We start from the raw sequence: 21,924 nt of genomic DNA, 5'->3' as shown, positions 1-21,924 counted from the left end.
TCACCTAACTCAATCTTTAATTTCGCAAACATCTCTACGCACCGACCCCAACAAAAATTTGATGTATTACCAAAAGTAATAAGAGGTAAAAACACAAATTAAAAATACTAGGTAATGCAATCCAGCCTTGTGCAATCAACTTATTTGTTAAAGGACTTAACCCACGGAAACAGATATATGCCAAGAGTGCTTGAACGAGCAAAGAAGGCACATAAATACCATAAACATTAAACTCACCCATTTGCTGTGGCTCCTCTCAGAGTGCTGCTTTCATTCATTTGCTCTGATGAAACATGGCACATGCTATAAGCAATATTGTTCAGTGAAATGAGTAGTCTTTGTCGCATAGTCATATCTTCAACATTTGAAGCAAGCTGTTTTAATTCAAATAATGCTCGGTAGATTTTCTCTACTAAAGCTGTCGTATCGTTTCCGTCATTTTCTTTAGCTCTAAACAGCTCATCCAGATTTTGTTGCAAATCACCAATATGCTGGGTGAGTTCGGATGTTTGAGGAAACTGATTAGCCAACTCTTGTAATCGGCTTAAATCAACAATACTACTCGACTCAATTAGTGCTTGTTGAATTGAGGCTTTAATCTCATCCGATTGCACCATTTTGCTGTTCAGAATCCCAATCCGATCTAACATACTGCGTAGATGAACTTTAAAATCAAGGCCATATGGCAGGTAGATCGCTTGTCGCATGGCACGATAATGCAAGGCTAAAATACGGCTGGCACTCGTGTCTGGTGACATGGCACGAACAACATCAATGACAATCAAAGACACTAAAACACCTAAGATCATGGCAAATGAACTATCAAGATAAGACACCGCATCCATGCTATAAGCATTGTGCAGGTTTAGTCCCATCATAGTATTAATACCCAAAACCATTCCTACTGGCATTAGCATCTGGTTAGCCATCATAGACACTGCGAATAAGAACATCGGTAATAAAACCAGTCCAAGTTCCCAAAAAGTTGTGACATGTGGAAAAATACCAAACGCATAAACGAAAACTAAAACTGCTGAAGCAATACTGCCCCAGATAAAAATACGCAGAACCGGAACGGGGTTATCTAAGGCCGTTAAAATACAGGCGGTTACTGCACCCATTTGTGCCATCATAAATCCAGCTTTCCATCCCGAAACAATCCAGACCCCAGTCACAATAAATGTAATAAGAACTGCACTAATACCGCCCCGTATCGCCACACCATGGTCACGGTGCAAACTTGGATATTTGGTCGTCATTGGGGTAATGTTGTCAGGAATTTCTTTATTACCTTGCTGAATTCGCTGCCACAAGACTTTAACGGCCAACACATTGCTAATGAAATGGCGCACATCCATTTTCATAGCTGCAACCAAAACTTGTTGATGTGTAGAAGCCGACTCCATCAAACTTGCAAAATCACTTTCAAAATCATCAGGCAACTGCAAAATATTTTCATCAATAATCAGATCTTTTTGCTCTAAAAACTGTACAACGTGAGCTGAAAGCTGTTGCAGTTTTTCTGCATGAGTCTCGATGAATCGCAGTTCTTGGAGTTGCTTGATACGCTCAGATAAAGCGACTAGATTAGCGACCACCATTGAGATTTGATGAAGCATTTCCTGCAAGGGTTTGGTCATGCCATGCAGTTCGCCCTTTTCATAGCTCAAATGTACTGCCAAGGCATGAATATCTGTGGTGTCGCGAGTAATGGCAGCCAAAAGCTGAGTATTGTTCTGCTGCGAATCTGTATTTAATAAATTAGCAAACAGATTTTCTGTATCTTTTAGGGCTTTTATCACCCTCTGTTTAATTGCTGAGCCAATATGCATTGGAAGAATCGTGGCAGAAACCACTGCACTTGAAATCACGCCAATCGAAATTTCTATAACCCGAGCTAAAGCAATATCGAATATATTGTATTGATCAATATAGGTAATCGCATTGAAGACGATCATGGCTGTCGAGTAACCCGCCAGCATAAAAGCATAACTACGTGGAGTACGATCAAGTAACGACACATAAAGCGCAAAACCCACCCACAACGATAACACCACGGTAAATATCCAAGGTGTATTAATTAAATGTGGTGTGAGAGTTAAGGCAATCACAGCTCCACCAATTGTCCCTACCACCCGATAGACACATTTAGAGGACACCATTCCTGAATATGGATTCGCAATAATCAGGACCGTACCAATCGACCACATCGGATTAATCAGATCTAATTCAAATGAAACAAATAGTGCCAACATTCCGGCAATAAATGTTTTTAAGGCAAAGATCAGATCAAGCCTACTCGGGCGGAACGCCAGTATTTGCTTTAATAACATGAACTCATCTCAAATACAGATTTGAACTGATGAGCATGCCCTTCAATATTTGATTGTCTTTCTAAAGACAACACAACTTTGCCATTTGCCTCAAAGCAAATGATATGAGGAGCATCCTTCAATACAATGATTTTTCCACATCTCGCCTGATTGGCCGAGATGATTTCAGTTTGGGCGCCATTTAAACGGCCAAGCTTTGGAAAGAAGAGGTATCAAGAAATCAATCTGGAACCGACCAATTTCTCGATTAGATATTTTGTTTGCCAATTTTTTCAAAATAAAGCGATTTAGTCAACTAAAATATCTCTATTTGATAATTTGATATATTTTTTAATTATCGTATATGATGTATAAGCCAAGAGAAGTTTTCTCTTTGTCAGAGTAAAATACTCAAATCAGGCATTTATTTTAGAATTGAGACAAACCTTCTTTTTTTCTGTTATAAAAACTCAAAGATGACTCGTTGTTAAAGGATACGAACAAGACATTATGGCAATTTCAAGTTTTGGCAAAATTTTAACCGTACTGGATCTATTTTCAGTTTCGCGTCCAATCATTAATGTCGATATTATTTGCGAAGAACTTGGCTTGTCCAAACCAACGAGTTACCGTTACCTCAAAGAACTAGTATCGGCTGATCTATTAAAGCGTATTAATGGAACCTCTGGCGATTATACCTTAGGCTCAAAAATTGCTGTTCTTGACTATATATCCAGAACAACCGATCCATTAGTTCAGATCAGCACACCGTTTATGCGAAATATTGTAGAACGTACCGAACTGTGCTGTTTGCTTACCTATTTAAATGATGACTATTGCATTGACATACATCATGAAATATTTAAAGACACTGAGCTACTTTCATATGGCCGAGGCTGCCCAAGACCGATTTACGTTGGATCATCTCCAAAAACAATGGTTTCGCATTTAAGTAAACAACGCATGCAAGACTACTACCACCGTTACCAGCAAGAATTAAAACAATCAGGTTTTGCTGAAGATGAACCAAGCTTTATCCAGCGTATGCGTAAAATTAAAAAACAAGGGTTCTATTTCTCACAAGGTGAGATTGACCCAAATGTTTCAGGTCTAGCGGTTCCTGTCCGATTTTCAACTAAAGAAGTACCTTTGGCTTTGACCTTAGTTGCCTCTAAAAATCGTTTTGATTTTTTAAATGTTGAAAAGCTCATCGAAATTTTGCAAGAAAATGCAGCACTTATTGAACAACGTTTTATGGAATTATCTGAAAAAGGGGAAATCTAAAACACCCACCTTATGATAATTTAAACTTTTCTTACACTTTAAAACATTGAATATCTCAAAATATTCTCATATTATGATTTTAGCTCCTATTGGTGATTCTTTTCATCAGCAGCTCATTAGTAGAAGCATCCCCCTCAGAGGAATAAGCTCATGTTGCCATCATGGGCTTTTTTCTTGCCCTATTTTTATAAAAACTTAAATTGCCGAAAAGTAAGATTAATACGTGGTTGTAAAATCTTTGTTGAGCGATTTAAACGGTGTTGCCAATATTGTTGAGTCTCACCACGCATCACAATGAGTTGGCCTGGCTGTAGCCACAATTCAACTTTCTCTTTACTTTGAATATGCCTAAAAGAAAATTTACGGGTAGCACCAAAGCTTAAAGAAGCGATTGTTGTCGTTCTTGCCAAAGAAACGTCCGAGTCACTGTGCCAAGCCATACCTTGAGTTCCATCCTCATAAAGATTTGCCAAACAAGAATTAAATTTTTCTGAAAGTATTTGCTCTACCTGTTGTTTTAGTTTGGCGAGTGCTTTGTCCCAAGGTAAAGAATCACGTGCGACACCCGAATATTTATATTGATAGTAGTCATCTCCATACCATGCAACTTTTCGAGCTGTAATAAAGTGCTTGCCATACAACTTAGCCTCGTCATGTTTCCATGCGAGGTGCTGGTAAAGATAATCAAAATATTGTTCAGCTTCTTCTGGGCTTAAAATACAACCATAGTCCTGAACTTCACCATCGTAGGGTAATAAATTCTCACAAGGCTCTGGAGAAAATAAATCCAAGGTCATACAGTTTCTCCATGTTGCTTTGACATCTCCCAAGCTAACAATGCCAATTTACGCCCCTTTTGCCAATGATATTCTCCAACCATACCTGTGGCACGGATCACTCGATGGCAAGGAATTAGATATGCAATCGGATTTTGTCCAATTGCAGTAGCAACGGCTCTAACTGCTTTAGGCTTTCCAATTTGCTCTGCAATGTCTTGATAAGTCCGCAATTGTCCTTCTGGAATGGTGAGCAAGGCTTCCCATACTTGTAGCTGAAATGGGGTTCCAGCCAAATTAAGAGGGAGTTTTTGCTGTAAATGTTCTGAAAAATCCTGTTCAAACCACTTTGCAATTTGTTGATGCCAAATCGGCGATTGATTTTTTAATTGAGCTTTAGGGAACTGCTGTTTAATTATTTCTTCGATATTCTCACGAGTATCGAGAAAGCGAACAGAACATATTCCCTTTTCGCTGCTTATAACCAACAACTCACCAAATGGGCTTGCCTCAATCGAATAATTAAGTGTAACCCCTTCACCTTGCAGTTTATATTCACCAGGCGTCATGCCTTCAAGCTGAATAAACAGATCGTGTAAACGTCCTGTGCCAGATAACCCCGTATTTAAAGCAGTTTCCAATAAACTCCGTTGTTGCAACAGATGATATTTGGCCTGTTGCAAACTCATATATTGCACAAATTTTTTGGGGCTAATCCCTACCCATTCCTGAAACTGGCGTTGAATATAACCTGAACTTAAATTCATATGGCTCGCAACATCGTCCAGACTGGGTTGCTGATCTAGATGTTCATATAAATATTCAATCACAGTGGCAATTACAGCAAATTGCCGAGAAGAAAGCATTTGCATGTGTCACCTCCTTAGCACTTATATCTTACATTAAAGTAGCCAAAGCCCTATGACGACCCGATTCTTGCACTCTTCAAAAATAAAAAAGCCTTTCATCGTAGAAAGGCTTCATCATTCAATATGCACTTAAGGCTGCTTTAAATAAGGCCAAGCTGCTTTGAGGTAAATAAACATAGACCATAAAGTTAAAATGACCGCTGTATATAACAAAGCATAGGCAAGCATTTCTAAAGGCTGCCAATTGAGTAAGAACACACTAATGGCAATCATTTGAAAGGCTGTTTTATATTTACCTACAGTCGATACTGCTACACTGGTTCGTGCGCCAAGTTCTGCCATCCATTCACGTAAAGCAGAAACTGTAATTTCCCGTGAAATAATCACAATTGCTGCAAAAGCCATTGAAATGGTTGGATTCCACTGTACTAAAACAATAAGTGCAGCCGCCACCATGAGTTTATCTGCAACTGGATCTAAGAAACGGCCAAATGCTGAAGTCTGGTTTAAAGTTCGTGCTAAATAGCCATCAAACCAATCGGTAATAGCAGCAAACACAAAAATAGCCGTCAAGATAATATGACGACTCATACTACCTTCATGCTCACCAATACCCATTGCAGGCGGCCAATACGCGATCACCAAAAATACAGGAATAAGCGCGATACGCGCTAATGTTAGGATATTTGGGATATTCAGGATTCGCCCTGTGTTCATAAACACCGCCAATTAAGTCTTCATGCATCTTGTAACAGACAAAAATACTTTCTTCAATATTGTATCTATCTGTAACAGCCACTTTATACGAAATATATGAATCGAGGAAGTGGACTGCTTAGGTAAATACCGTAACAGTTTGCCGTAAAATTGCAATTAAATGATCATTTTGGTCCCAAAGATGGGCATATTCTGTGGAATAACCTTCACCTGCATATTCGGTTACCACTTTATATTTAAACCAGTCACACAATTGATGTTGGAACGGATGGACATGAGTAATGTGCCAAGTTAAAGAACTTGCAGGAGCAACTTGCTTAAACATCGGCAATACACCAGGTGGCCAAATATCCATTAAGACAATTAAATCTGGCAAAGTCATTTGACGATTTTCATGCTTATCGGGATTAAACCTTGACCATCCTCCAAAGTCAGCATACTGACTTCCTGTAACAGGATAATGACCTTCTGCCCAGCATACATCAAAATGTTGATAGCATTCTGGCATTTGTCTAGCAAAAGGAATAGGTTGTAACTCTTCAGGTTGCCTATAAACTGGAACGATAGGCTCATGTCGCACTTCAATATTCGACGCACGCGGTACACCAAAGCTTGCCACCAAAATCGTTTGTACCGCACCATCTTGCCATAAACGGGTTTCAAGCGTAGTGACCGACTTTCCTTCTCTTAAAATTTCAATAGTCAATTGGGCAGCTCCCTGCTGTACAGGGCCCACGAAAGTAACACTACAACTTAATAATCTTTTATTTGGATCTTGAATATTGCAGCAGGCTTTTTGCATGAGTAGTCCAGCAACAAGACCACCAAAAACAGTTCGCCCCTGCAACCACCCTTCAGGTATTTCAATCCATTCCTTTTGTTTTATTTCTTCAAATAATTGCAATAATGACATTCACTTCCCTAAAGCACTCTGACTTTTGATGAAACATCTTTCATCATTTTAAAAGGAATGTGAATGATCATTCTTGTACTTATATGCCAACTATTTGGTCACTCGGCATAGAAACCTATCTTTATTCATGCAGAATTTTATAAATCGTTCTTGCCATCATTTCACCAAAACCAGGCACAAGAGTAAGCTCTTTTTCAGATGCTTTTAAAACACCTTGAATCCCACCAAAATGGGTTAATAAATCTCGACGGCGCTTTGGCCCTAACCCTGGAATTGCTTCTAAAACTGAGGTACTTCGGCGTTTATCACGTTTAGCACGATGCTTGGTAATCGCAAAACGATGGGCCTCATCACGCACCTGCTGAATCAAATGCAATGCCTTATGGTCTTCCGGTAATTGGATTTTTGTGCCATCGGTAAAATGCAGGGTTTCAAGTCCGGGTTTACGCCCTTCACCTTTAGATACACCCACCATAAAAGCGTCCAGCCCAAGCTCTTGCATGACTTCCATTGCCATATAGAGCTGGCCTTTACCACCATCAATCAGCAGCAAATCAGGCAATATGGCCTTTTTATAACGGCGTGTTAAGGCTTGACGCATAGCAGCATAGTCATCGCCTGCTGTAATGTCTTGAATCGCAAATTGGCGATAGTCACGCTTACGAGCGCCACCTTGGTCAAACACGACACATGAGGCAATTGGAGCTTCACCCATGGTATGACTAATATCAAAACACTCAATACGATCAACGGGTCTTCCCACCACTTGCTCTAACTGATGGAAACGTTCATTAAGTTCTAAATGATTACTCAACTGCCCCTTAATGGCATGTTGAACGTTCATTTCGGCTAGTTCCAGCCACTCGGCACGAGTTTCTCGAACATTACTCTTAATCTGAACCTTTTTGCCAAACTGCTGTGCCAACGCTTCCTCTAGTTCTTTACAATCAGGCAAAGCAATATTTACGATAAGCTCATTGGGAACTTCATCTGCAACCTGAAAGTAAAAGTTCGCCATAAAGTCACTCAGCATTTGCCCAAGATCATCACCGAGCATGTCTGGGAAATAACTTTTTCCACCCAGCATTCGCCCATTGCGTACATACATAATTTGCACGCATGTCACACCTGCCTGATATGCAATTGCCAGAATATCCGCTTCGCCTTTGACTTTAAACACGGCTTGTTGCGCTTGAACTTCACGCAGTAAAGACAATCGATCACGGTAAAAAACAGCTTTTTCAAATTCAAGCTCAGCCGCTGCTTGTTCCATTTTGGCAATGAGCTCTTGATTAAGCTCTTTGGTATCACCTTGCAAAAAGCGAATACTATTATTAACGTCTTCTTTATAATCTTCGGGTGAAATCAGACCTACACAAGGGGCTGAACAACGCTTGATTTGATATTGTAAACATGGACGCTTGCGCTGTGAAAAATAACTATTTTCGCACTGACGCACATTAAAAAGTTTTTGCAAAACCAGTAACGTATCGCGTGCACTATAGGCACTTGGGTACGGGCCAAAAAACTTACCAATTTGGTGCTTACCTTTACCACGCCCACTGGCAAGCCGAGGATAAGGCTTATCAGCCGAAACAAAAATATAGACATAGGACTTATCGTCTCGCAGCATAATGTTATACGGCGGACGATGCTGTTTAATTAAGTTTTGTTCTAGGAGTAAAGCTTCGGTTTCTGAACGAGTAACCAAAGTTTCAATATCATAAATTCGCGCAACTAAAGCTTGTGTTTTAGGATGCTCAATCGTTTTAACAAAATAACTCGACACCCGATTTTTTAGATTTTTTGCTTTACCGACATATAACAATTCACCCTCCTTCCCTAGCATTTTATAAACACCTGGAAGCTGGGTCATGTTAGCTAAAATTTTTTCAATATGAGGACGAGCGTTTTGATTCACTATTGGCATGCATGGCTTAATACTGAATACCTAATGTGATGTTTTCACCCCTATTTTTCAAGTGCTTTACTGTGCCAGAACATAAATTTGGAAATAGATTTAGATATGACCCGACAGACTGTGTCGTACTTGCTTAAGAATCTAGACGATAGTAACTATATTTAACGTCTTTTTCTTTGTAGACCGCATAGGTTTTTTGACGAAAATCCGAGAACCAACCATTGCCCGTATAGCCTGCAATATGACCATAAGTGTGGCCACTAGTCCGCTCAATAATGTAAATATCACCTTCTTGTGGACGGTTAAAAGCAGGTTTAATTTTCTTATAACCATTCTTTTCTAGCGTTTGCCCCCAATCAGAAGCAGCTACAGGATGCTTTGACACATCTGCTCCAGCCGCTTGTAGAGCAATGCGAATATTTTTGGCGCACTTCTCTTTACTATGGTTGGCAGAGATACTTTCGAGCTTACTCGAGAACTTGTGCAAATTAATATTTTGATCTTCAGTTTTATGATTTTGAGTTTTAGATCGTTTAGATTTTTCAGTTGTCGAAGCTGCTTGTCTTAACATCACTTTTGTTTTTAAATCGCCTTGAGAACTTTCTTCTTTTCTCTCTTCGATATGATGAACATGTGCATGAGCTGCGTGATGAGCATGAGCCATTTTAAAACCTACTTCCGCTGACCAGTCTTCGAAAAAACCGCGCCATTGTAGAATCAAAATTGCCTATTGGCTTTTAATAGTTGTAACAAATTACCAGCACCGTGAAATAGATCACAAAAGTTATTAGATACTTTATGCCACAGAAAAACGCCCTTTCGGGCGTTTTAGTATTTGTATAAATATACATTACAAATGAAATTCAATTACTGAGCTTAAGCCCCTACTTGCAAAAGTAGAATATTTGCCCGTAATTGGTTAATCGCATTCCTTTCAATACGACTGACCAAGCATTTATAAAGAGTTTTAGGATTAATTTAAATTATTTAAATAAACCGTTCGCTCTATCGTTTTTTGAGTAAAGCACTGCGTATATTGCATCTCTTGGTTTTGCTTACGCATGTCAGCAGTCCAATAATCGGATTGCTTTTGGTAAGTTTCTAAGTCTTTTTCAGGAATTTCATCTACAGTCTTTTGTGCCAGAACCTTACATTCAACATCACGTTTTTTAAACCAATCCGATTGGTCTTGTTTAAATTGGGTTTTTTTCTCAGCACTCAATTTGTCCCAAGTCTGATTTAAGCGTTCCACTTGCTTCGCTTTGTCACTATCCAATTCTTTTTTACGAACATCCATGGCTTCCTGAGCCAAAGCAGTCTGCTCTTCATTATTTTGTTCAGATATTTGCTGATTTTCTTCAATATTTTCTTCAATCAACTCATTTTCTTTAACATAAGCTGCATATTGCACAGCTTTAGTGGCAACAAAAACCAATCCTTCAATCACACTATTTTGAGTTGGCAAGTCAAACACCAAACCCTCTTTATCTGTTTTTGTGATGTTATAGAAAAAGTCACCTTTCAATTGGTCATTTTCAAGAGTCAAAGATGATTCATTATCCGAAAAATAGTCATTGAGCGTCTGCGATTCTTCATCAGAATGACGCAGCTCTTCAATATATGCTTTTTCCGCACGTTTTTGTAAACCTTTCGGCAGTGAAATGACCAATTGGCTTTCACAACTTAATTGTGTATTTTTTTGGCTTTCGTCTTCTAATGGTAAAGTGCGGATATTTTTAATTTCAAACTTCAAACCTTGATTAATTTTATTAAGAATATCTGCATCAACCTGATATTGACTTTGTCTTAAGCTACGCTCAATTTGCTTCAAATATTCTTTTTTCAAAGAAGTTTGAATCTGATTTAAATTCTCAGGGTGTGTACAACTCCAATCCGAAACTACCTCAACTTTTTCTGTTTTTGATTTTGGCTCTGGCTTAGATTTACCACATCCAGTCAATATTACTGCTGCACTGAATGTAGTTATTACTAAAGCTTGTTTCATCACCGTATTCATTTATATTCCACGCAAATTTTTAAATTTATTAAGTACAAGAAAGGTATATATTTACCAGTTGTATTATCATCCCAATAATTAATATAAAATTCACCTAAAATCTTAAATAAAGTACTATTCATGCCAATAATCTTTTTTAAATGCATAAAATAAATGCAAATTATTTAAATAATCAAAATAAAAAACGCCCTTTCGGGCGCTTTAATTAAAATACATATGGTCGAACAAAAATCAGGAAGAAAATCCCAAGCATGAGGAACCATTTTAAGAAGTAATACAACTTACGGTTTTTAGCTTTTAATGCTTTAGCTTTAATACGAATTTGATAGACATAACCAAAAGCTTTATTTAGGCCACCTGTTTGGTCACCTGTTTCATTCGGTGAACTTGCCGCAGTCATCACATTACGACCAAACCAATGGTTGAAACGCTCCATCCATTTTACTTTCATTGGACGTTCAACGTCTGCAAAGAAAATAATACGGTTTTGATCAGTCTTATTTTCAGCATAGTGAATATAAGTTTCATCAAACACAACACTTTGACCATCACGCCAAGAATATCTTTCGCCATCGACGTCAATAAAACAACGATCATCATTTGGTGTAATTAGACCTAAGTGATAACGCAATGAACCTGCATACGGATCACGGTGTCTTACCAAACGGCTGTCAGGTGCAAGTTCGGTAAACATTGCTGCTTTAATTGTCGGCAATGTTTTAAGAAGTGCTGTAGTTTTTGGGCAAAGCTCAGCAGCAGATGGATGACTAGATTCATACCATTTAAGGTAAAAACGCTTCCAACCTGTTTTAAAGAATGAGTTAAAACCTAAGTCATTATAGGTACTTGAAGCTTTAATTCCGCCTTGCTTATATAACGCCTTCGCTTCATCACGAATCATTTCCCAATTTTCATCCAGCACTTTTAAATCTTTAAAATGCTGTGTGTCGATATAAGGCTGATTCGGCACCTTTGAAAAGATGTACATTAAAAAGTTAATCGGTGCGAGCAAGGTTGAATGGTCAAAAAATTGACGATAAAACGAGTGACGCACTTTGCCGCGATGTTGGATATACAATGCTGATATCACAAAAATCGCTAATATGATCCACTTAATCATATTGCTACTCTTTCAAAAGATTAGGGGCAACTTCACCTTATATTTAAGGAGAGAGAAACCGGAAGTTTATTTAATTGGCGCAAATTTTAACAAAATTGACTTAGAAAAAGCGAATGTAAAAAAATTAAGTCAAATAATAGACAGCGCTGTTGTAATAAAAATTTTAAATATAGTGTATTTTTCCATAAATTTAAGGAAGTTAAAATTTATTACTATTATTACTGTTATTTACAGATGATCCCACTAACAATTGACATTTTTGACAAAAAATTAACTTTTAAAACTTATTCGTTTTTATATAAAAATTTGATAATTCCAATGCTTTATCAAGAAAAAGTTAAATTAAAACAAATGTCTTTCGTTATTAGCTATCTTTATGATTTCTTTTATGCATTTCATATAGATGAATTGAATAATAAATAAGATGACCCTTGCGTCACGGCTTGATACAACTTGTCAGGTTTTTTTTAGATATAGTTATCGTAAGATTAGCGAAGCATAAATGTGTACCTAAGATGTGCACACGCTTCATAACATCAACTTAGAAGTCCTCCAAAACTAAGGAGATCAGGCATGATCCACGCTGGCAATGCCATTACCGTCCAAATGCTTTCGGACGGAATTGCAGAATTCCGCTTTGACTTACAAGGTGAGTCGGTCAATAAATTTAACCGTGCAACAATTGAAGATTTCCAAGCTGCTATTGCTGCGGTAAAAGCAAATAATGATATTAAAGGCTTAGTTGTTACCTCGGGCAAATCGACATTTATTGTTGGGGCAGACATTACCGAATTTGGTGAAAACTTCGCACAAGGCGAAAAAGCAATTGTTGACTGGCTTATGCCTGTTCACGAAATCTTCAATAGCTTTGAAGATTTAGAAATTCCAAAAGTTGTTGCTATTAACGGTATGGCGTTAGGCGGCGGTTTTGAAATGTGTTTAGTTTGTGACTATCGTGTGATGTCAGAAGCTGCACAAGTGGGCTTACCGGAAATTAAACTTGGTATTTACCCAGGTTTTGGCGGTAGCGTACGTTTAAGCCGTCTGATCGGTATCGACAACGCGGTTGAATGGATGGCGATGGCTGCTCCTAAAAAACCTGCTGCTGCTCTAAAAGATGGCGCTGTAGATGCGGTTGTGGCTGCTGATAAATTACTTGAAGCTGCAACTGACTTAGTTCAGCAAGCAATTTCTGGTCGTTTAAACTGGAAAGCAAAACGTCAAGAAAAACTTGAAGCTGTAAAATTGAACCCGCTTGAACAAATGATGGCGTTCAATACTGCAAAAGGTGCAGTACTTGCGAAAGCAAATCCTGCTCAATACCCTGCTCCAAAATTATTACTTGATTCATTACAAGCGGGTGCAAGCCTTGCGCGTGACGAAGCATTAAAAGCTGAAGCGGAAGGTTTTGCAAAAGCTGCGATTACGCCACAAGCTGGTGCATTGATTGGTTTATTCCTCAATGACCAAGTTGTTAAGAAAACTGCTAAAAAATATGAAAAAGGTGCGCACCCTGTAAACCAAGCAGCTGTACTTGGTGCTGGTATCATGGGTGGTGGTATTGCTTACCAAGCAGCAAGCAAAGGTACACCAATTATCATGAAAGATATTGGTAATCCACAACTTGCTCTAGGTATGAAAGAAGCGAACAGCTTATTAACTAAACAAGTTGAACGCAAGAAAATGAAACCTGCGCAAATGGGTGAAACGCTTGCACGTATCCGTCCTACTTTAAGCTACGATGAGTTTAAAGAAGTTGATATCGTGATCGAAGCAGTTACAGAAAATCCAAAAGTAAAAGAAATCGTTCTTGCAGACACTGAAAAAAATGTTCGTGAAAATACGATTATTGCTTCTAATACTTCTACGATTTCAATCACGCGTTTAGCAAAAGCATTACAACGTCCTGAAAACTTCGTTGGTATGCACTTCTTCAACCCAGTTCACATGATGCCGCTTGTAGAAGTAATTCGTGGTGAAAAGACTTCTGAAGAAGCGATTGCAACTACTGTTGTTCTTGCTCAAAAAATGGGTAAAACACCAATCGTTGTAAACGACTGCCCAGGGTTCTTGGTTAACCGTGTTTTGTTCCCTTACTTTGGTGCGTTTGACCTTCTTGTAAAAGACGGCGCAGACTTCCAGCAAGTTGACAATGTAATGTCTAAGTTTGGCTGGCCAATGGGTCCTGCTTACCTCATCGACGTTGTAGGTATCGACACAGGTGTACATGGTGCAGAAGTCATGGCTGAAGGTTTCCCAGACCGTATGAAGCCAGACTACAAAGGTTCAATCCAAGCAATGTACGAAGCTAAACGACTTGGTCAAAAGAATGACGTTGGTTTCTACAAATACGAACTCGATAAGAAAGGCAAAAAAGCAAAAACTGTTGATCCAACAGCGTATGAAATCATTGCTCCTTTCGTAACGGGTGAGAAACGCGAGTTTGATAACCAAGAAATCATTGACCGCATGATGCTTGCTTTCTGTAACGAAACAGTTCGTTGCTTAGAAGACAACATCGTTGCAACTGCTGCTGAAGCAGACATGGCAATGATTATGGGTGTAGGTTTCCCTCCATTCCGTGGTGGTCCATGTCGTTATATCGACCAGACTGGTGTTGCTGAATACGTTGCACTTTGCGACAAATATGCACACTTAGGTAAGGCTTATGAAGCGCCACAAATGTTGCGTGACATGGCTGCTAACAACAAAAAATTCTACGGTTAAGGAGCAACGTGAATGGCTACTTTAAATCCACGTGACGTTGTCATCGTTGATGGCGTACGTTCTGCAATGGGTAAAACCAAAAACGGTATGTTCCGTAATGTACGTGCTGACAGCTTATCTGCTGAATTGGTTCGTGCACTCGTTGCTCGTAACCAGTTTGATGTAAACGAAGTTGAAGACCTGATCTGGGGTTGTGTAAACCAGACTCTAGAACAAGGTATGAATATTGGCCGTAACATCGGCCTATTGGCTGACTTACCAAAAACTGTTGCTGGTCAAACAGTAAACCGTCTTTGTGGTTCTTCTATGCAAGCGCTTCATACTGCTGCTGCACAGATTGCAACAAACCAAGGTGATATTTTCATTATTGGTGGTGTAGAGCACATGGGCCACGTAGGTATGATGCATGGCATCGACCTAAACCCAGAAGCATCTAAACACTATGCAAAAGCATCTAACATGATGGGCTTAACTGCTGAAATGTTAGGTCGTATGAATGGCATTAGCCGTGAAGAGCAAGACGCTTTTGGTGTTGAATCTCACCGCCGTGCTTGGGCTGCAACTCAAGAAGGTCGTTTCAAAAACGAAATCGTTGGTGTTGAAGGCCACGATGCTAATGGCTTTAAAATCCTTTGCGACATCGACGAAGTAATTCGTCCAGATGCAAACCTTGAAGCGTTCAAAGCATTACGTCCTGTATTTGACCCGAAAGGCGGTACTGTAACTGCGGCTACATCTTCAGCTTTGTCTGATGGTGCTTCTGCAATGTTACTTATGTCTGCTGAACGCGCCCAAGCGTTAGGTTTAAAACCACGCGCTGTAATTCGCTCTATGGCAGTTGCAGGTTGTGATGCTGCAATCATGGGTTACGGTCCAGTTCCAGCAACTCAGAAAGCGCTTAAACGTGCTGGTTTAACGATGGCTGATATTCAAACTATCGAGTTAAACGAAGCATTCGCTGCTCAAGGCTTATCAGTAATGAAAGGCTTAGGTATTTATGACAAGCAAGACATCATTAACTTGAATGGTGGTGCAATTGCTTTGGGTCACCCACTAGGCTGTTCTGGTGCGCGTATCACCACTACATTGTTAAACGTAATGGAACAACAAGATACTCAAATCGGCCTTGCGACCATGTGTATCGGCCTTGGTCAAGGTATTGCAACAGTGATCGAACGTGTTTAATTAACACCAAGATAAAAAAATCCCCGCTCAGTGCGGGGATTTTTATTTTATCGGCCTTTTAACCCATCTTGTATTTGCTGCTGTAATTTCATGAGGTCACTAATATTTACTTTCATCGTACCTTCACGATAAGCATCGACATTAGTTCGGTTAATGTTCAAAGGTCTTAACATTTCAAAAATACCGTTGGTTGGATCAGAAGACTGTATTCCACCAGCTACCGCTAAAATATATTGTTGTAAGAATGGAGAAAGTTGAGACAAATCAGGCTGTGCCATGACTGGCTGATAATCTACTGTAGTCATGCCTTCAGGGACTAAAGCATTTTGTATATCGTAATGTGTTTTATACTCATGATGTTGCAGCGCCTGGCGCACTTTTTTATCTTCTTGGAAAGGTACAAAACCCACCTCTTCACGTAACTCAGATTCAGCCATAACGCGAATTGTTGGTAAAGTAGCCACTTCTTCTGCTTGAACAGTCGGTAAACCCATAAAAGCAAATGCAGCAATGAAAGCTGATTGTTTTAGAAAGTTCATAACTTGCTCCAAAAATCAGTCACCCTATTTCAATTAAAAGATGATGATTAAATTAAAAGTATCTATAAATAGGCTACAACAAAGTCGAATTTGATTCAGTAAGGCTCAGATAAACGGTAAATATAATTAAATTTTTTAATGTAATAGTAAGGGATTTTATTTATTAAAGAATGAAATTAATATAAACACTCTATAACTTGGACAAAAGTGTTCAGATTATAGAGTGCTATTGATCTTATAAGTTTTATTTACTATCTAGCATCTCTTTGAGAGAATTCACGACTTGTGGAAACGACGTATAACCTTCACGACCTAAAAAATGTCCACCATTAGGAACGGTAATGTACGGCGCATCAATTTCTTTCGCCAGTTCAATCGTCAGTTTGGGCGGAACTAAATCATCATTATCAGACAAATACACCAGCTTTTTCTTTATGTCCTTAAAGTAGTTTGTGTTGACTTTACTTTTTGTTATATAAGCATCGAGTGGAGAAAAGTCTAAGATTGGTCCAGAAAATCCAGATACTAAAATCATTCCTCCAATCTTTTGGTAATCATGTCTTTGTAAAAAGTGCAGTAACGTAATCACCCCTAAACTGTGCGCAACAAAATAGGTATTTTCATCCACCTTAGGGACCTGTTGATCTAAAACCTTTTGCCATGCATTTACATCAGGATTCTCAGAATCTGGAAATGGAATTAAAGTAACGGTTGTATGCTCATCTTCTATTTGATGTTTTAGGTCTAAAAACCAGTGATCATCTATAGAAGCTGAATAACCATGAAGTACAAATATTTGACGCATGCTCTTCTCCTGAAGTTCAATTGTTTTGGCATTTGCAACAAATGACATGAAGCCGAATAACACCAATAAAATGAGTTTTCTAATCATGGAACAAGTACCATTTTGAAAGATATAAACATGCTAAACTATGACACCACTGTTAAGGTCAACCCTATTTTATGAACCTTGCCAAAGTTGCCGAACTCACAAAGGTAAGCCCTCGTATGCTGCGTTATTATGAGAGTTTAGGGCTTATACAGCCTCATCGAGCAAGTAATAACTATCGAAGTTATACGCAAAAAGATATTGAAAATATTAAGAAAATTAAAATATTGAATGATGCAGGCATGAACTTAAAAGATATTCAGGTCTTGCTGCCTTGTTTTGATTTAGATGAACGCGTATTTACGCTATGTTCAGTAGTTCAAGAAAAGCTGCAAACTGAGCTCATGCATGTGTCTGAGCAGTTAATCAAACTACAATCTTCTCAAAGTTTATTACAATCTTTTTTAACCAAAGGAAAAGTCGAAAGCACCAAACCATAATTTTTGATGCTCATGCTTTGCTTATTCTTTTAAATCTCCTTCGAGAGCGGCCACATTCTTTTTCTTAATTTTTTCAATTTTTGCATTTAGCTTTAGAACATCTTGATAAAGCCCGTTAAATTTTTTGACCTGAGCATTTTCATGAAAAAGAATCATCTGATCTTTCTTTTGCCATTCATAATTTTTTAGAAGTTTAAACATTTGTTCTGCTTTATCTAAAATTTGTAGCTCAATCATAAAAATTGCATGATCTTGATCTGCTTTTTGTTGAGTTCCCAATTTCATTTCAAGAAGTTGCCTCATCTCTGCATCAACAGATAACTCTTGAACCTTCGCTAAGAAAGTTTTATGAATCTTTTCATATTCAGTCTGATACTGATCTGACGCTTTACGGACATCAGCTAGCATCTTTTCGGTTTCTGCAAATTTTTGTTTTTTATCAAGATCTAAACGGTCCACATTTAAAAAAGTATCCCATTTAGCTGCTTTAAGTTCTCTTAAGTATGCATTACGTGCATTAATATTTTGAATCCAATAACTTAAAAGAAATTCTGAAATTTGCTTATAGTGTCCTGCCAAACGCTTATCGTGAATATCGAGCTGGACGGGTTTAGACCAGTCTTGTGCTTGGTCATAAAGCTGATTCATTTTTTCAGTCATGACGACATCAAACATTTGACTACTGTCTTTGGCCTGCTGCTGTTTGATATGTTGATAGGTGAAAAAAATAATGCTTGTGATAACAATCAGACTTGCAATCGCAATCAAAACTCGGCGCATACACACCTCCTATTTCCCTTCTTATAGTTTTGCTCTTTATAGTTATAAAATAGAGCTTATTCTTCTTTATATGCCATTTATTTCACAATACGCAACACTGTATTCGCTACCCAAAGCTTTAAATCCTTATCCATCATCCCTATTATGATGGGTAATTAAAATTTATGAGATTCTCCCATGCGTGTTGATGTCTGGTCTGATGTAGTTTGCCCTTTTTGTTATATTGGTAAAAAACGCCTTGAGCATGTAGCTGCTGAAGCAGGTATTGATCTTGAAATTCACTGGCATAGTTTTGAATTAGATCCTGATGCGCCAGCTAAACATGACACTTCAAATACTGAACGTCTAGCTAAAAAATATGGCCGTACCTATGAAGAGATGGAAGAAATGGAGCGCAATATTGCGGCCATGGCTGCTTCTGAAGGTATTGATTTTCAATGGCAAAAAGCCAACTCAGGCAATAGTTTTAATGCACACCGTATTATTCACCTTGCGCAAAGCAAAGGTTTAGGTAATGAAGCTAAAGAAGCTTTTTTCCATGCTTATATGACCGAAGGTCTCGCAATTGGCGAACGTGAAGTTGTAGAAGAAATTGCATCTCGTATTGGTTTAGACAATGCTGAAGTTGAATACGTACTAGATACCAACGAACTATCTGACTTTGTCCGTCATGATGAAAAAATTGCACGTGAGCAGCTTAATGTAACTGGCGTGCCATTTTTTGTATTTGACCAAAGAATCGCTCTTGCTGGCGCTCAACCACGTGAAGTCTTTTTACAAGTTTTGGAAAAAGCACAAATCAAAGCAGATAGTGAAGAAGTCGAGCAAGATGATGCAGCTGCTTGTACCGATGAAACTTGCGATATTCCAAAGAAATAAATGAACACAATTAAAATGTGATCAAATCGTATGTTTTATCATCATTTTAGCAATAGAGCGTTCTAAAAAAAGAACTATCTAATTGCTAAAAATCAGTTTATTATTGCCGCTTAGAATATTCGCGCTGTAATGTTCTGTTTTTTATGTGTTTAATGATCGGAATTTGAAGTTTCCTTGATCTATCATCCCCCTTCACTGGGGGATTTTTTTTGGCTAAAAATAATCGCTAATAGCTTAAACTTTTTCATTTATTTCAAATATGTAAAAAAAGTTAAATTTACTTAACTTTTGTGTCTCCCTCTTGATTTTATTAGAAAAATCAACAAAAGTGGAAACAACAACAAAACATAAAGATAGATATGAAAACATTTCATGTAATGCCGTACCGGCAGCTTTTTGCACTTTTAACGATTGGATTTGGTTCAGTGTGCATCGCTCATGCAGAGACCGCCTCTTCTTCTGCAAACCAACAAATAGGAAGTACATCATCTGGAGTACAAACTGAAGTCACCACAGACGAAAATCTCTTAGATCAAATTCCGCGTTGGGTAGACGCAACCCCAACCATTTTTCCAGAGCAGTCTAATGAGCCTATTGTTCCGCCTACCGAACAAACCGAAGATCAAACCTGGGTTGATCGTAAGCAAAAGAAAATTCGTAATTGGGCCGATCGTACTTCTGAAAAAATTGATAATTGGTTTGGTGAAGTTGATCCACAAAAACCAGCTAGTGCAACTATTCGGGTAATGGTGGATAACTATTGGAATGAATACGACAACTTTGAAATTAAGCCCAGAATTCGCGGTAAAATTAAGCTCCCTACGCTAGAAAAACGTTTAAGCGTGGTATTTGGTGATGATTCTTTAGATGATGAATTTAATAACAGTCCAGCCAATATTAATCAGAATCCGAATCAAGATCCAAATAAAAAATTAGATGGCAAACGAACTCGAGATGACAACAGCTCAATTGCCTTACGTTGGTCAAATTTTTCTAAAAAACTGCCTTTCGAAACCGATGCCGACTTAGGTATTCGTTCTGGGGACGATATTTATGTTCGTTTAAAAGCATCGAGAGATTGGCAACTTCGTAATGATTTTAAGTTTTATGCTGAACAAATTTATCGTTACGGCATAGACAGCGAAAACTACTTACGTACTAATCTTGAACTTACCCATGCTAGACCGAATCAACCGATTTTATCCAATCAGTTCAGCCTAACCTATGCCGATGATCAAGATGACGATCTAGCTTGGGAAAACCGAACATTCCGCGAGCACAGTTTCTTTGCAAACAACCGTTTTAACTATGGTATTTATACTAGCGGTTATTACAACGACAATGACTTACGTTTAAACAGTTGGGGACCCTTTGTTTCATGGCGCCAACCCGTTTTACGTGAATGGTTCTTTGTACAAGGCGATGTAAATTACTTTAATGACCACCGCGAAGACCGTAATCATTTTGTCAGCACCTTCTTACGTTTAGAAGCACTTTTCTAAGCTAGCAAACATCACCTTGGACCTCATCCAAGGTGATAAATAACAAAATACTTTTAAATAAAATTTTAAGCTTAGCCTTCTAAAGTACTGTTCTAATTTTTGTTTTTGATTCCTTATCTTTAAAAATGAATCAATTTTCTTCTCCATTTCAAAATAAATCGACAGTCTTCATTTGTATTTATAGTTTAGGTGTATTAGCTTTACTTCCACATACTCATTTTTTTTATAACTCTTTAAAACACCAACGGTCACGGCGTTATCCCTATTCTTCTACGAGTTTCGCTAAAGTAAAAAGACAATCACTTTCACGCTCACCTTGTGAAGTAGAAGCAAACAATACTTTATCTGATGCTGGTTTAATTCAAGAGCTTATGGCTGTATTTGGAAATGATACGTTATGGAAACGTGCGACTCAACCTGAACAAACGTATAAAGCTTTGGGTAAAAGAAAGAAGAAGAATTCATCAACTCAGGTTTCAGTCACAAATCCACTGAGTGCGAGCTGGGCCACCATTTCAACATGGATGCCTTTTGAAAATGACCTCGATTTAGGCTCAAATTCAGATAGTGATATCTACGTACAATTTTTAGCAAAGAAGAAATGGAATTTGAGACATAACATTAGAATTGATACAGAACAGATCTTTCGTTACGGCTCTACCAGCCGAAACTACACTGAAACCACGCTAAACCTAACGCAAAAAATGCAAGATAACACATTATTTTCTAATAAATTTAATGTGAACAAGAGCGAAAATGAAGATTACAACTGGGGCAATTGGACTTTTCAACAATTTGAGTTTGTGAAAGATAATAGCCTGACTTACGGTATTTATAGCGGTGGCGTATATACTAAAAATGATATTCGACTAAATAGCTGGGGTCCTTATATTTCATGGCGCCAACCGATATGGAGAGATTGGATTTTTATGCAAAATGATCTTAATTTTTTTAACCATATTGATGATGATCCGAAACACCAACTCAGCGTTCAAATAAATCTAGAAGCTAATTTTTAATCATAAATTCCCGAATTGTGGATAACTCTTTCTTT

Annotated in this window: 23 protein-coding genes; 8 read left to right on the top strand and 15 right to left on the bottom strand. The window is 38.2% G+C overall.

The window, feature by feature from the left end:
- Positions 1-34: 34 nt before the first annotated feature.
- Genes RMA94_RS00210 through RMA94_RS00200 form a run of 3 tightly spaced genes read right to left on the bottom strand, consistent with a single transcriptional unit; the run spans position 35 to position 2,455 of the window.
- Complete coding sequence (locus RMA94_RS00210) at positions 35-241, bottom strand: DUF1656 domain-containing protein (RefSeq protein ID WP_002115096.1); 207 nt, start codon at positions 239-241, stop codon at positions 35-37.
- On the bottom strand, positions 234-2,333 hold the full coding sequence (locus RMA94_RS00205; protein ID WP_311081391.1) for an FUSC family protein: 2,100 nt from the start codon (positions 2,331-2,333) through the stop codon (positions 234-236). The genes RMA94_RS00210 and RMA94_RS00205 overlap by 8 nt, the downstream gene beginning before the upstream one ends.
- Positions 2,324-2,455, bottom strand: a complete 132-nt coding sequence (locus RMA94_RS00200) for a hypothetical protein (RefSeq protein WP_002115031.1) — start codon at positions 2,453-2,455, stop codon at positions 2,324-2,326. Before RMA94_RS00200 ends, RMA94_RS00205 begins: the two co-directional genes overlap by 10 nt.
- Positions 2,456-2,822: 367 nt before the next feature.
- Between RMA94_RS00200 and RMA94_RS00195 the strand changes: the two genes are divergently transcribed.
- A complete protein-coding gene (locus tag RMA94_RS00195) occupies positions 2,823-3,596 on the top strand; it encodes an IclR family transcriptional regulator (protein WP_016142387.1) in 774 nt (257 codons plus the stop codon).
- A 185-nt stretch (positions 3,597-3,781) separates the two neighbouring features.
- Here the strand turns inward: RMA94_RS00195 and RMA94_RS00190 are convergent, their stop codons facing one another.
- The 9 genes from RMA94_RS00190 to lpxO all read right to left on the bottom strand — a co-directional run bounded on the left by RMA94_RS00190 (position 3,782) and on the right by lpxO (position 11,929).
- On the bottom strand, positions 3,782-4,393 hold the full coding sequence (locus RMA94_RS00190) for an alpha-ketoglutarate-dependent dioxygenase AlkB (RefSeq protein WP_104080656.1): 612 nt from the start codon (positions 4,391-4,393) through the stop codon (positions 3,782-3,784).
- The gene (locus tag RMA94_RS00185; RefSeq protein WP_404976513.1) at positions 4,390-5,244 is read right to left on the bottom strand and encodes a methylated-DNA--[protein]-cysteine S-methyltransferase; all 855 of its coding nucleotides are present in this window, start codon (positions 5,242-5,244) and stop codon (positions 4,390-4,392) included. Before RMA94_RS00185 ends, RMA94_RS00190 begins: the two co-directional genes overlap by 4 nt.
- A gap of 126 nt (positions 5,245-5,370) precedes the next feature.
- A complete protein-coding gene (gene pgsA / locus RMA94_RS00175) occupies positions 5,371-5,958 on the bottom strand; it encodes a CDP-diacylglycerol--glycerol-3-phosphate 3-phosphatidyltransferase (protein ID WP_019768060.1) in 588 nt (195 codons plus the stop codon).
- 118 nt (positions 5,959-6,076) lie between these two features.
- Positions 6,077-6,871, bottom strand: a complete 795-nt coding sequence (locus tag RMA94_RS00170) for a thioesterase family protein (protein WP_130173270.1) — start codon at positions 6,869-6,871, stop codon at positions 6,077-6,079.
- Between the two features lie 121 nt (positions 6,872-6,992).
- A complete protein-coding gene (gene uvrC, locus RMA94_RS00165) occupies positions 6,993-8,792 on the bottom strand; it encodes an excinuclease ABC subunit UvrC (RefSeq protein WP_311081406.1) in 1,800 nt (599 codons plus the stop codon).
- 133 nt (positions 8,793-8,925) lie between these two features.
- Positions 8,926-9,456, bottom strand: a complete 531-nt coding sequence (locus RMA94_RS00160) for a CHAP domain-containing protein (RefSeq protein ID WP_078221361.1) — start codon at positions 9,454-9,456, stop codon at positions 8,926-8,928.
- 309 nt (positions 9,457-9,765) lie between these two features.
- Positions 9,766-10,809 (bottom strand): lysozyme inhibitor LprI family protein, encoded by a 1,044-nt coding sequence (locus RMA94_RS00155; RefSeq protein WP_130173271.1) that lies wholly within the window; start codon positions 10,807-10,809, stop codon positions 9,766-9,768.
- Complete coding sequence (locus tag RMA94_RS00150) at positions 10,806-10,931, bottom strand: hypothetical protein (RefSeq protein ID WP_014208213.1); 126 nt, start codon at positions 10,929-10,931, stop codon at positions 10,806-10,808. Before RMA94_RS00150 ends, RMA94_RS00155 begins: the two co-directional genes overlap by 4 nt.
- A gap of 83 nt (positions 10,932-11,014) precedes the next feature.
- The gene (lpxO, locus tag RMA94_RS00145; RefSeq protein ID WP_311081386.1) at positions 11,015-11,929 is read right to left on the bottom strand and encodes a lipid A hydroxylase LpxO; all 915 of its coding nucleotides are present in this window, start codon (positions 11,927-11,929) and stop codon (positions 11,015-11,017) included.
- Between the two features lie 306 nt (positions 11,930-12,235).
- Here lpxO and RMA94_RS00140 point away from each other — a divergent pair, with 306 nt between their 5' ends.
- From RMA94_RS00140 to fadA, 3 genes are all read left to right on the top strand, one after another.
- Positions 12,236-12,352 (top strand): hypothetical protein, encoded by a 117-nt coding sequence (locus RMA94_RS00140; RefSeq protein ID WP_078210141.1) that lies wholly within the window; start codon positions 12,236-12,238, stop codon positions 12,350-12,352.
- 150 nt (positions 12,353-12,502) lie between these two features.
- Entirely contained in the window at positions 12,503-14,656 is a 2,154-nt protein-coding gene (gene fadB / locus RMA94_RS00135) for a fatty acid oxidation complex subunit alpha FadB (RefSeq protein WP_078224384.1), read from the top strand.
- Positions 14,657-14,668: 12 nt separating this feature from the next.
- Complete coding sequence (gene fadA, locus RMA94_RS00130) at positions 14,669-15,841, top strand: acetyl-CoA C-acyltransferase FadA (protein ID WP_005065826.1); 1,173 nt, start codon at positions 14,669-14,671, stop codon at positions 15,839-15,841.
- A 47-nt stretch (positions 15,842-15,888) separates the two neighbouring features.
- On the opposite strand, the gene RMA94_RS00125 is transcribed toward fadA, so the two are convergent.
- Positions 15,889-16,380, bottom strand: a complete 492-nt coding sequence (locus RMA94_RS00125) for a hypothetical protein (protein WP_213034051.1) — start codon at positions 16,378-16,380, stop codon at positions 15,889-15,891.
- A 244-nt stretch (positions 16,381-16,624) separates the two neighbouring features.
- Complete coding sequence (locus tag RMA94_RS00120) at positions 16,625-17,272, bottom strand: alpha/beta hydrolase (protein WP_078224382.1); 648 nt, start codon at positions 17,270-17,272, stop codon at positions 16,625-16,627.
- Positions 17,273-17,343: 71 nt separating this feature from the next.
- On the opposite strand from RMA94_RS00120, the gene RMA94_RS00115 reads away from it, so the two are divergent.
- A complete protein-coding gene (locus RMA94_RS00115) occupies positions 17,344-17,709 on the top strand; it encodes a MerR family transcriptional regulator (RefSeq protein WP_032063681.1) in 366 nt (121 codons plus the stop codon).
- Between the two features lie 21 nt (positions 17,710-17,730).
- On the opposite strand, the gene RMA94_RS00110 is transcribed toward RMA94_RS00115, so the two are convergent.
- Complete coding sequence (locus RMA94_RS00110; RefSeq protein WP_005065816.1) at positions 17,731-18,489, bottom strand: hypothetical protein; 759 nt, start codon at positions 18,487-18,489, stop codon at positions 17,731-17,733.
- Between the two features lie 177 nt (positions 18,490-18,666).
- Between RMA94_RS00110 and RMA94_RS00105 the strand changes: the two genes are divergently transcribed.
- The 3 genes from RMA94_RS00105 to RMA94_RS00095 all read left to right on the top strand — a co-directional run bounded on the left by RMA94_RS00105 (position 18,667) and on the right by RMA94_RS00095 (position 21,889).
- Complete coding sequence (locus tag RMA94_RS00105; protein WP_002114847.1) at positions 18,667-19,368, top strand: DsbA family oxidoreductase; 702 nt, start codon at positions 18,667-18,669, stop codon at positions 19,366-19,368.
- Positions 19,369-19,727: 359 nt separating this feature from the next.
- Positions 19,728-20,870 carry a hypothetical protein gene (locus tag RMA94_RS00100; RefSeq protein ID WP_005804130.1) on the top strand — a complete coding sequence of 381 codons (1,143 nt, stop codon included), beginning with the start codon at positions 19,728-19,730 and terminating at the stop codon, positions 20,868-20,870.
- Between the two features lie 125 nt (positions 20,871-20,995).
- Positions 20,996-21,889 (top strand): hypothetical protein, encoded by an 894-nt coding sequence (locus tag RMA94_RS00095; protein WP_032053017.1) that lies wholly within the window; start codon positions 20,996-20,998, stop codon positions 21,887-21,889.
- Positions 21,890-21,924 lie beyond the last annotated feature (35 nt).

It is taken from the genome of Acinetobacter sp. V115_6 (assembly GCF_031799025.1).
GTDB classification, from domain to species: Bacteria; Pseudomonadota; Gammaproteobacteria; order Pseudomonadales; family Moraxellaceae; genus Acinetobacter; species Acinetobacter pittii.
Note: the sequence above shows the minus strand (reverse complement) of the source record. Positions and strands in the feature narration are given on the sequence as shown.